We start from the raw sequence: 11,051 nt of genomic DNA on the forward strand, positions 1-11,051 counted from the left end.
AGCAAGAAGCGAATGCCCGCGCAGAAGTGGAACAGGTACGCCCACGACAGCACGAGCACGATGATCTTGACGATGGGATTGGCGAGAAAGCCCTTGAACGCATCGAAACTGATTTCCGATGTCAGGCTCTGGTCCAGCAGATACAGCAGGAACGGCAGCGAGATGAACAGCAGAAGACCGCTGATTCGATGCAGGATGGAGACCTTCCCTGCTAGCGGCAAGCGATACTTCGCGATTTGACCGATCCCGATGTTACGGAACTCGGGCCTTGGTTTTTTTACGGCTTCAGCCATGCTAGACCCCAACATTGTTATCACACTAATCCGCGATTTTAGCGCCTTTTCATATCGCGCTGCAGCGAAACGCCGCAGAAGATTCCTTTACGAACCGCGAAAGAAAGGCGTTTGCGAGAGGCGCGCGCACCGGTTGCGGTCCGATGCGCAGCCGTTTGCTCATTGCATTCAGCTCAGGTCGTTCTGATAGTAGTAGCCGGTCGTGACATACCATCCGCGGCGCACTTCGACGGGCCGGTCGCCATAGGTATACGACACGCGTTCGACGGACAGCAGCGGAAACCCTTCGGCCACGTTGAGCAACTCCGCGACGCCCGCGTCTGCCGCGACCGCGCGGATCTTCTCCGACGCACGAATCATGCGCGTACCGAACTCCGTTTCGAACATCGCGTAGAGCGGACCCTTGTAATCGGCGAGGCGCTCCGCCGTCAGGCCGCGAAACACCGCGCCCGGCAGCCAGATTTCGTCGAAGACGGTGGTCTCGCCATCAAACTGCAACAGGCGCCTGATAAGAACGACCGGGTCCGCAGGCTTCAGGTCGAGCTGGCGTGCGATCTCGGCGGGCGCGCGCAGGCGGCGGCATTCGAGCAGACGGCTGACGTGGGGATGGACGTCGCCGTCGTCGGGCAACAGGCGCAGGAAACGGAACTGGACGCGGTCTTCGTTGTGCGTCGCAACGAACGTGCCCTTGCCCTGACGACGCACGAGCAGGTTGTCGGCGGCGAGTTCGTCGATCGCCTTGCGCACCGTGCCCTGGCTCACCTTGTAGCGGGCAGCGAGTTCGACCTCGCTCGGGATGATCTCGCCCGGCTTCCATTCGCCAGACTCGAGCCCCTGCGTGATGAGCGCCTTGATTTGCTGATAAAGCGGGCTGAACGTCGGTGACGGCGCCGGCGCGACGTCCGTCGCACCAGCGCCGTTCGGGGGGTTCGTCGTCGCCGGGTTCGAATTCATGCGCGCATTTCATCATAAAGGCCCGAGCCGCGCCAGCGTTTTCCCTTAGATTCCTATGTCTTATATAAGACATAAGATACGGTTGACTTTACGTCCAGCGAATCCTACACTCCTTGGCGAGCAAGGGTTTGCGGGACTTTTGCGGGTCGAAGGAAAGCTCGGCCTGGCGCATCGGGAACAGTAAACGATAGCGCAACGCAATTGTTCATCCGGAGTGCCCCGCCGCTTCTCGCCTCACGCCGAACGGCTTTCGATTCGCCCGCCGCTGCCTGTGTATTGCCTTGCAACGTCCAGCGTCACCTCGAAACGCCTCCTGCGCGACGAGATCCGGCGCCCCGCCACCGCAAACTCCCGCTCTGAATAAAGATTCCCGGCATGACGGCCGCGCCGCCGCGCCACATGCGGCTGGAACGCCCGACGGCGCGCGCTCGACAGGCGCGTCCGGACAGCGTTTCGGCATGCTCTCGCGCTGCACGGCCGACATGCTTCATCAACGCTTCGCGTAACGCGCATAAAATGGCGTTTCCCTAGCGTCTCACGCACCGTCCAGGAGAGTTTTCAATGGCTAAGTCCGCAAAGCGCGTTGCCGTCACCGGCGCCGCAGGTCAAATCGGCTACTCGCTGCTGTTTCGCATCGCCAACGGCGACATGCTCGGCAAAGACCAGCCGGTGATCCTTCAACTGCTCGACCTGCCGCAAGCGCAAAACGCGGTTAAGGGCGTCGTGATGGAACTGGAAGACTGCGCTTTCCCGCTGCTCGAAGGCGTCGTCATCACCGACGATCCGAAGGTCGCGTTCAAGGACGCCGACGTCGCGCTGCTCGTCGGTGCGCGTCCGCGCTCGAAGGGCATGGAGCGCAAGGATCTGCTCTCGGCCAACGCGGAAATCTTCACGGTGCAGGGCCGTGCCATCAACGAAGTCGCGAGCCGCGACATCAAGGTGCTCGTGGTCGGCAACCCGGCCAACACGAACGCGTACATCGCGATGAACTCGGCGCCGGACCTGCCGAAGAAGAACTTCACCGCCATGCTGCGCCTCGACCACAACCGCGCGCTGTCGCAACTGGCGGCCAAGTCGGGCAAGCCGGTGGCGTCGATCGAAAAGCTCACTGTGTGGGGCAACCACTCGCCGACGATGTACCCCGACTTCCGTTTCGCGACGGTCGATGGCGAATCGCTCACGAAGCTGATCAACGACGACGAATGGAACCGCAACACGTTCATCCCGACTGTCGGCAAGCGCGGCGGGGCGATCATCGAAGCGCGCGGCCTGTCGTCGGCGGCTTCGGCGGCCAACGCGGCGATCGACCACGTGCATGACTGGGTCCTCGGCACGAACGGCAAGTGGGTCACGATGGGCATTCCGTCGGACGGCTCGTACGGCATCCCCGAAGACATCATCTACGGCGTGCCGGTGACGTGCGAAAACGGCGAGTACAAGCGCGTCGAAGGCTTGGAAATCGACGCGTTCTCGCGCGAGAAGATGGATGGCACGCTTAACGAACTGCTCGAAGAGCGCGACGGTGTTGCGCATCTGCTCGGCAAGTAAGACGGGTCGAAGAGCCGCGAGCCGGCGCTTCGCGTTACGCGAACGCCCGTAAAGGCGTTCGCGGCCGATCCGAGCGCGCTTGGAAGTTGCCGAGCGCGTTCGAATCGGCCTTTTCACCTCCCCCACATTCGACCGACGCCGACGATGCGCGCTCTCACCCCAGCCGAAGTGCTGTTTGACGGCGAAGTGCAACCTGCGGTCTTGCCGCCGTGCGATCACTATGCCGGCAGCGAGAAGTTGATGAAGAAGTCGCTCGCGTTGCAGGCGCAACTCGGGCCTGTCTTCGACATCACGCTCGATTGCGAGGACGGCGCTCAGATCGGCCGCGAGGCGGCGCACGCGGAACTCGTGGCGTCGTTCATCGGCGGCGAGGAAGACCGCTTCGGGCGCGTCGGCGTGCGCATCCACGACTTCGCCAATCCGTCGTGGCGCGACGACGTGCGCATCATCCTGCGCCATGCCCGGAAGGCGCCCGCCTACATCACCCTGCCGAAAATCCGCAGCGTCTTCGATGCCGCCGAAATGGTCGCGTTCGTCGAGGCGTCACGCTGCGAAGCCGGCATCCAGAAGCCCATTCCCTGTCACCTGCTGATCGAAACGCACGGCGCGCTCGCAGAAGTTTTCGAACTCGCCGCGCTGCCGGGCGTCGAAGCGCTGAGTTTCGGCCTGATGGACTTCGTATCGGCGCACAATGGCGCCATCCCCGACACGGCGATGCGCTCGCCCGGCCAGTTCGATCATCCGCTCGTGCGGCGCGCGAAGCTGGAGATCGCGGCGGCGTGTCACGCGCACGGCAAGGTGCCGTCGCACAACGTGTCGACGGAAGTACGCGACATGAGCGTCGTGGCGAACGATGCGGCCCGCGCGCGCAACGAATTCGGCTACACGCGCATGTGGAGCATTCACCCGGACCAGATCGTGCCGATCGTCGCCGCTTTTGCGCCGCGCGCCGATGAAATCGAGCTCGCCGCCGACATTTTGCTCGCGGCGCAGGCCGCGCAGTGGGGCCCGACGCGTCACGGCGACACGCTGCACGACCGCGCAAGCTATCGCTATTACTGGTCGGTGCTGCGCCGCGCGCAAGCCATCGGACAGACCGTGCCGGAAAGCGCCCGGGCGCTTTTCGCTTCTGACGAATCACCGGGGGGAAGCTGAACATGACGATCACTTCCGCGGGCGCAAACTTCCGCGCCGCCGTCGCCGCTGAAAAGCCGCTGCAACTGATCGGCGCGATCAACGCCAATCATGCGCTGCTCGCCCAACGCGCGGGCTTCAAGGCGATCTACCTGTCGGGCGGCGGCGTCGCGGCGGGTTCGCTCGGCCTTCCCGATCTCGGCATCTCGACGCTCGACGACGTCCTCACCGACGTGCGCCGCATCACGGACGTCTGCAACCTGCCGCTTCTCGTCGATGTGGATACCGGCTTCGGCCCGAGCGCGTTCAACATCGCGCGCACGGTGAAGTCGCTCATCAAGGCGGGCGCGGGCGCGATGCACATCGAGGACCAAGTGGGCGCGAAGCGCTGCGGGCATCGGCCGGGCAAGGCGATCGTCACGCAGCAGGAAATGGTCGATCGCGTGAAGGCGGCCGTCGACGCGCGCACCGACGACCAGTTCGTCATCATGGCGCGCACCGATGCGCTCGCGGTCGAGGGCCTGCAATCGGCGATCGAGCGTGCAGAGGCGTGCGTCGAAGCCGGCGCGGACATGATCTTCCCCGAAGCGATAACCGAACTCGGCATGTACCGACAGTTCGTCGATGCCGTCAAGGTGCCGGTGCTCGCGAACATCACGGAGTTCGGCTCGACGCCGCTCTTCACGGTCGATGAATTGCGCAGCGTCGATGTCTCGATCGTGCTGTACCCGCTCTCCGCGTTCCGCGCGATGAACAAGGCGGCGCAGAACGTCTACGAGACGATTCGTCGCGACGGCACGCAGAAAGCCGTCGTCGATACGATGCAGACGCGCAGCGAACTCTACGAGAGCATCGGCTATCACGCGTACGAGCAGAAGCTCGACGCCCTGTTCAACCAGAACAAGTAGCGTTGCACAAACCGCAGGCCATGGGAGACTTGGGACGATGAGCGATACCGCAACAACCGACGCGCCCGCCGCCGCGGGCGGCTTCAAGCCGAAGAAGTCCGTCGCGCTGTCGGGCGTGACGGCCGGGAATACGGCGCTGTGCACGGTCGGCAAGACCGGCAACGATTTGCACTATCGCGGGTACGACATTCTCGACGTCGCGAACACCTGCGAATTCGAAGAAATCGCGCACCTGCTCGTGCACGGCAAGCTGCCGAACGTCGCCGAACTGAAGGCATACAAGATCAAGCTGAAGGCGCTGCGCGGTCTGCCCGCGAACCTGAAGGCAGCGCTCGAATGGATTCCGGCATCGGCGCATCCGATGGACGTGATGCGCACGGGCGTCTCCGTGCTCGGCACGGTATCGCCCGAGAAGGACGACCACAACGTCGCGGGCGCGAAGGATATCGCCGACCGTTTGATGGCTTCCCTCGGCTCGATGCTTTTGTATTGGTACCACTATTCGCACAACGGCCGGCGCATCGAAGTCGAAACCGACGACGATTCGATCGGCGGGCACTTCCTGCACTTGCTGCATGGCGTGGAACCGTCGAAGTCGTGGGTCGAAGCGATGCACACGTCGCTCAATCTGTACGCCGAGCATGAATTCAACGCATCGACGTTCACCGGCCGCGTGATCGCGGGCACGGGTTCGGACGTCTATTCGGCCATCACGGGCGCGATCGGCGCGTTGCGCGGCCCGAAGCACGGCGGCGCCAACGAAGCCGCCTTCGAGATCCAGTCGCGCTACGCATCCGCCGACGAAGCCGAGGTCGACATCAGGAAGCGCGTCGAGAGCAAGGAAGTCGTGATCGGCTTCGGCCATCCGGTGTACACGATCTCCGATCCGCGCAACAAGGTCATCAAGGAAGTGGCGAAGAAGCTGTCGAAGGAAGCGGGCGACATGAAGCTCTTCGATATCGCCGAGCGGCTGGAGTCGGTCATGTGGGACGCGAAGAACATGTTCCCGAATCTCGACTGGTTCAGCGCCGTGTCGTATCACCAGATGGGCGTGCCGACCGCGATGTTTACGCCGCTCTTCGTGATCTCGCGCACGGCCGGCTGGAGCGCACACATCGTCGAGCAGCGCATCGACAACAAGATCATCCGGCCGAGCGCAAATTACACCGGACCCGAGAATTTGAAGTTCATCGCGCTAAATAAGCGAAAATAGCGAGTTGCGCGTTCGGGTCGACAGCAATCGGCCCAATCCGCGCGGCGCTCGCCATCAACACTCACGAAATTGAAAGGTTTCATCAATGAACAAACTTCTGATCGCTGCAATCGTCGGCACCCTGGCAACTTCCAGCCTCATCGTCACGACCGACGCTTTCGCCGCGACAACCGAAGCAGCAGCAACCAAGAAAGCCACGGCCCAGCGGCCGGCCCCGGCGAAGCGCCTGATCAAGCGCAAGCCGGCCGCCGTCGCAGCCGCCGCCGCGAAGACCGATCCGGTTCCGGAAGGCGCGGAAAAGTGGTCGTGCAAGGAAGGGCTCGCTTTCTACCTGAAAGGTGACATGAAGCGCGATGCCGTCGTGACCGTGCACTGGGCGCAAAAGGATTACCGCCTGCCGCGCCAGGACACGACGACCGGCGCCGACCGCTTCCACGACACCGCAACGGGCATGGACCTCGTCGTGATCCCGACGAAGGCGATGTTGTTCTCGGACAAGGACGAATCGCGTCTCGCCGACGAGTGCATGACGCAGGCGATGGCATCCGGCGCGCCCGCTCCGACGCAATCGAACGCGCTGATCAAGGATGTGAAGTAAGTCCCTGTTCGTAGTCAAATCAGGAAACGCTCGATGTCCGCACCGATCTCCAACGTCCGGCCCGATCCGGACAAGGTTTTAATCGACATAGTCGATTACGTGGTCGATTTCGACGTCGACAGCAAGCTCGCGCTCGACACGGCCCGCAATTGCCTGATCGACACGCTCGGTTGCGGACTCGAAGCGCTTTCCTACCCCGCCTGCACCAAGCTATTGGGACCCATCGTGCCGGGCACGATCGTCCCCAACGGCGCCAAGGTGCCGGGCACCTCATTCCAGCTCGACCCGGTTCAGGCCGCCTTCAACATCGGCGCGATGATCCGCTGGCTCGACTTCAACGACACCTGGCTCGCCGCCGAATGGGGCCATCCGTCGGACAACCTGGGCGGCATCCTCGCGACCGCCGACTGGCTCTCGCGCAACGCCGTCGCCGTCGGCAAAAAGCCGCTGACGATGAAAGACGTCTTGATCGCGATGGTCAAGGCACACGAAATTCAGGGCTGCATCGCGCTCGAAAATTCGTTCAACAAGGTCGGGCTCGATCACGTATTGCTGGTCAAGCTCGCTTCCACCGCGGTCGTCGGCCAGATGATCGGCCTGACGCGCGACGAGCTGATCAACGCAGTGTCGCTCGCATTCGTCGACGGACATGCGCTGCGCACCTATCGCCACGCGCCGAACACGGGCTCGCGCAAGTCGTGGGCCGCGGGCGATGCGACCTCGCGCGCCGTGCGTCTCGCGCTGATCGCGAAGACCGGCGAGATGGGTTATCCGTCGGTGCTGACAGCGAAAACGTGGGGCTTCTACGACGTGCTTTTCAAGGGCAACGAATTCAAGTTCCAGCGTCCGTACGGCTCGTACGTGATGGAGAACGTGCTCTTCAAGATCTCGTTCCCCGCCGAATTCCACTCGCAGACGGCAGTGGAAGCGGCCATGACGCTGCACGGCCGGCTTGCCCAGGCAGGCAAAACGGTCGAAGACATCAGGAAAATCACGATTCGCACGCACGAAGCGGCGATTCGCATCATCGATAAAAAAGGTCCGCTCGATAATCCCGCCGACCGCGATCACTGCATTCAGTACATGGTCGCGGTACCGTTGATCTTCGGCCGCCTGACCGCCGCCGATTACGAAGATTCGGTCGCGCAAGACCCGCGGATCGACGTGCTGCGCGCGAAGATGGAGTGCGTCGAAGACCCGCAGTTCACCCGGGATTACTTCGATCCGGAAAAGCGCTCGATCGCGAACGCGCTGACCGTCGAGTTCAACGACGGCTCGACGTTCGACGAGGTGGTGGTCGAATATCCGATCGGACACAAGCGTCGTCGCGCGGATGGCATACCGCTGCTCGTCGAGAAGTTCAGGACGAACCTCGCGCGCCGTTTCCCGACCAAGCAGCAACAGGCGATCCTCGCGGTATCGCTCCATCAGGCAAAGCTGGAAGCGATGCCGGTCAATGAATACGTCGATCTGTATGTGATCTAGTCAGTCAAACAGAAACGTTGCATCGAAGGTAGCTCCCGTTTAATTCCCACGGAAAAAATCATGGCCCACAATCTCCACAAAACGCTTAAGGAATTCGACAGCGGTGCCGGCAAAGGCAAGTTCTACTCGCTGCCGCAGCTCGGGAAAGCGCTGAACGTCAAGATCGAACGCCTGCCAGTGTCGATTCGCATCGTGCTGGAATCGGTGCTGCGCAACTTTGACGGCAAGAAGATCTCGGAAGAACACATTCAGCAACTCGCGAACTGGAAGCCGAACGCCCCCCGTACCGACGAAATCCCGTTCGTCGTCGCGCGCGTCGTGCTGCAAGATTTCACCGGCGTGCCGCTGCTCGCCGACATCGCCGCGATGCGTGGCGTCGCGAAGCGCGCGGGCAAGGACCCGAAGGCGATCGAACCGCTCGTGCCGGTCGATCTGGTGGTCGACCACTCGGTGCAGATCGACCACTTCCGCGAGCCGAACGCGCTCGACCTGAACATGAAACTGGAATTCCAGCGCAACAACGAGCGCTATCAGTTCATGAAGTGGGGCATGCAGGCATTCGACACGTTCAAGGTCGTGCCGCCGGGCGTCGGCATCGTGCACCAGGTGAACCTGGAATATCTCGCGCGCGGCGTGCACAAGAAGTCGGATAACGGCGACTCCGTGTACTACCCGGACACGCTCGTCGGCACCGACAGCCACACGACGATGATCAACGGCATCGGCGTCGTGGGCTGGGGCGTGGGCGGCATCGAGGCGGAAGCGGGCATGCTCGGCCAGCCGGTGTACTTCCTGACGCCGGACGTCGTGGGCGTCGAGCTGAAGGGCAAGCTGCGCGAAGGCGTGACGGCAACCGACCTCGTGCTGACCGTCACCGAAATGCTGCGCAAGGAGAAGGTCGTCGGCAAGTTCGTCGAGTTCTTTGGCGAAGGCACGGCGTCGCTCTCGCTGCCGGACCGCGCGACCATCGGCAACATGGCGCCGGAATACGGCGCGACGATGGGCTTCTTCCCCGTCGACGAAAAGACCATCGACTACTTCAAGGGCACGGGCCGCACTGACGCGGAAATCTCGGCCTTCGAGAAGTACTTCAAGGCGCAGAACCTGTTCGGCATTCCGAAGGCCGGCGAAATCGACTTTACGAAGACGCTGACACTCGACCTCTCGACCGTCGCGCCGTCGCTGGCAGGCCCGAAGCGCCCGCAGGACCGCATCGAAATCGGCAACGTGAAGAGCACCTTCACGGACCTGTTCTCGAAGCCCGTCGGCGAAAACGGCTTTGCGAAGAAGCCCGCCGACCTCGACGCGCAATACACGACGACCAACGGCGTGAACGTGAAGAACGGCGACATCCTGATCGCCGCGATCACGTCGTGCACGAACACGTCGAACCCGAGCGTGCTGCTCGCGGCCGGCCTGCTGGCGAAGAAGGCGGTCGAAGCCGGCCTGACCGTCGCGCCGCACATCAAGACGTCGCTGGCTCCGGGATCGCGCATCGTGACCGAGTACCTGACGAAGACGGGCCTCTTGACCTACCTCGACCAGCTCGGCTTCACGCTCGCCGCCTACGGCTGCACGACCTGCATCGGCAACGCGGGCGATCTCACGCCGGAACTGAACGACGCCATCACGAAGAACGACATCGTCGCGGCCGCCGTGCTGTCGGGCAACCGCAACTTCGAGGCGCGCATCCACCCGAACATCCGCGCGAACTTCCTGGCATCGCCGCCGCTCGTCGTCGCGTATGCGATCGCGGGCAACATCACGCGCGACCTGATGACCGAGCCGGTCGGTCGTGGCAAGGAAGGCCGCGACATCTACCTCGGCGACATCTGGCCGACCAGCGACGAAGTGCACGCACTGCTGAAGTTCGCGCTCGACGCCGACGCGTTCCGCAAGAACTACGCGCAGCTCACGAAAGACGGCGACCTGTGGAGCAAGATCGCGGGCGAATCGGGTCAGGTCTACGACTGGCCGAAGTCGACGTACATCGCCGAACCGCCGTTCTTCGGCAAGGACTTCTCGATGACGCCGGCCGACAGCATCCCGGCCGTGAAGAACGCGCGTCCGCTCGGCATCTTCGGCGATTCCGTCACGACCGACCACATCAGCCCGGCCGGATCGATCAAGGAAAGCTCGCCGGCAGGCGTGTGGCTGAAGGCGAACGGCGTGCAGAAGGCCGACTTCAACAGCTACGGCTCGCGTCGCGGCAATCACGACGTGATGATGCGCGGCACGTTCGCGAACGTGCGCATCAAGAACCTGATGATTCCGCCGAAGGCAGACGGCACGCGCGTCGAAGGCGGCCTGACGATTCATCAGCCGAGCGGCGAACAACTGTCGATCTACGATGCCGCGATGAAGTACATCGACGAAGGCACGCCGACCGTCGTGTTCGCGGGCGAGGAATACGGCACGGGTTCGTCGCGCGACTGGGCCGCGAAGGGCACGCAACTGCTCGGCGTGAAGGCCGTCGTCGCGCGCAGCTTCGAGCGGATTCACCGCTCGAACCTCGTCGGCATGGGCGTGTTACCGCTGCAATTCAAGGGCGCCGATAGCGTGCAGACGCTCAATATCACCGGCGACGAAACCTTCGACATCGAAGGTCTGACCGACGACATCAAGCCGCAGCAGGAAGTGACGCTCGTGATCCGCCGCAAGGACGGCAGCGAGCAGCGCGTGGCCGTGCTGCTGCGTATCGACACGCCGATCGAAGTCGATTACTACAAGCACGGCGGGATTCTACCGTTTGTGCTGCGCTCGCTGCTGGCAGCGTGATCGACTGAGCTTTGCAGGTGACCGCGCTCGATGAGAGCGCGGGAACGTTGAACCCGGCCTCGCGCCGTAATGCCGTTCAGTTAAGCGACTGAACGGCATTTTTGTTGGCTGCTCAAAGTAGTTGTAAACGGGGCTCGGCG

Annotated in this window: 9 protein-coding genes; 7 read left to right on the forward strand and 2 right to left on the reverse strand. The window is 62.8% G+C overall.

The genetic code is table 11. From position 1 onward, the window contains the following. A partial coding sequence (sdhC, locus tag AWB66_RS31405; RefSeq protein ID WP_087633905.1) for a succinate dehydrogenase, cytochrome b556 subunit occupies positions 1-293 on the reverse strand: 293 nt, incomplete at its 3' end. 168 nt (positions 294-461) lie between these two features. Further along, positions 462-1,247, reverse strand: a complete 786-nt coding sequence (locus AWB66_RS31410) for a GntR family transcriptional regulator (RefSeq protein WP_087633897.1) — start codon at positions 1,245-1,247, stop codon at positions 462-464. A 561-nt stretch (positions 1,248-1,808) separates the two neighbouring features. Here AWB66_RS31410 and AWB66_RS31415 point away from each other — a divergent pair. The 7 genes from AWB66_RS31415 to acnA all read left to right on the forward strand — a co-directional run bounded on the left by AWB66_RS31415 (position 1,809) and on the right by acnA (position 10,911). Beyond that, positions 1,809-2,795: a malate dehydrogenase gene (locus AWB66_RS31415; RefSeq protein ID WP_087633898.1), complete on the forward strand. Its 987-nt coding sequence runs from the start codon at positions 1,809-1,811 to the stop codon at positions 2,793-2,795. A gap of 144 nt (positions 2,796-2,939) precedes the next feature. Beyond that, entirely contained in the window at positions 2,940-3,950 is a 1,011-nt protein-coding gene (locus AWB66_RS31420; protein ID WP_087633899.1) for an HpcH/HpaI aldolase/citrate lyase family protein, read from the forward strand. Positions 3,951-3,952: 2 nt separating this feature from the next. Next, on the forward strand, positions 3,953-4,837 hold the full coding sequence (prpB, locus tag AWB66_RS31425; protein ID WP_087633900.1) for a methylisocitrate lyase: 885 nt from the start codon (positions 3,953-3,955) through the stop codon (positions 4,835-4,837). A 37-nt stretch (positions 4,838-4,874) separates the two neighbouring features. Beyond that, positions 4,875-6,050, forward strand: a complete 1,176-nt coding sequence (prpC, locus tag AWB66_RS31430) for a bifunctional 2-methylcitrate synthase/citrate synthase (protein WP_087633901.1) — start codon at positions 4,875-4,877, stop codon at positions 6,048-6,050. Between the two features lie 85 nt (positions 6,051-6,135). Beyond that, positions 6,136-6,648 (forward strand): hypothetical protein, encoded by a 513-nt coding sequence (locus AWB66_RS33895; RefSeq protein ID WP_087633902.1) that lies wholly within the window; start codon positions 6,136-6,138, stop codon positions 6,646-6,648. Positions 6,649-6,681: 33 nt separating this feature from the next. Beyond that, positions 6,682-8,133 carry a bifunctional 2-methylcitrate dehydratase/aconitate hydratase gene (locus tag AWB66_RS31440; RefSeq protein ID WP_087633903.1) on the forward strand — a complete coding sequence of 484 codons (1,452 nt, stop codon included), beginning with the start codon at positions 6,682-6,684 and terminating at the stop codon, positions 8,131-8,133. A gap of 60 nt (positions 8,134-8,193) precedes the next feature. Continuing rightward, positions 8,194-10,911 carry an aconitate hydratase AcnA gene (acnA, locus tag AWB66_RS31445; RefSeq protein WP_087633904.1) on the forward strand — a complete coding sequence of 906 codons (2,718 nt, stop codon included), beginning with the start codon at positions 8,194-8,196 and terminating at the stop codon, positions 10,909-10,911. The last annotated feature ends 140 nt before the right edge of the window (positions 10,912-11,051 follow it).

Origin of the sequence: Caballeronia telluris (assembly GCF_001544495.1) — a bacterium.
GTDB classification, from domain to species: domain Bacteria; phylum Pseudomonadota; class Gammaproteobacteria; order Burkholderiales; family Burkholderiaceae; genus Caballeronia; species Caballeronia telluris.

Excerpts from the sequence above, each read along its gene's own strand:
- prpB (WP_087633900.1), top strand. The coding sequence starts at position 3,953 with ATGACGATCACTTCCGCGGGCGCAAACTTCCGCGCCGCCGTCGCCGCT.
- acnA (WP_087633904.1), top strand. The coding sequence starts at position 8,194 with ATGGCCCACAATCTCCACAAAACGCTTAAGGAATTCGACAGCGGTGCC.
- AWB66_RS31415 (WP_087633898.1), top strand. The coding sequence starts at position 1,809 with ATGGCTAAGTCCGCAAAGCGCGTTGCCGTCACCGGCGCCGCAGGTCAA.
- AWB66_RS33895 (WP_087633902.1), top strand. The coding sequence starts at position 6,136 with ATGAACAAACTTCTGATCGCTGCAATCGTCGGCACCCTGGCAACTTCC.
- AWB66_RS31410 (WP_087633897.1), bottom strand. The coding sequence starts at position 1,247 with ATGAATTCGAACCCGGCGACGACGAACCCCCCGAACGGCGCTGGTGCG.
- AWB66_RS31420 (WP_087633899.1), top strand. The coding sequence starts at position 2,940 with ATGCGCGCTCTCACCCCAGCCGAAGTGCTGTTTGACGGCGAAGTGCAA.
- prpC (WP_087633901.1), top strand. The coding sequence starts at position 4,875 with ATGAGCGATACCGCAACAACCGACGCGCCCGCCGCCGCGGGCGGCTTC.
- AWB66_RS31440 (WP_087633903.1), top strand. The coding sequence starts at position 6,682 with ATGTCCGCACCGATCTCCAACGTCCGGCCCGATCCGGACAAGGTTTTA.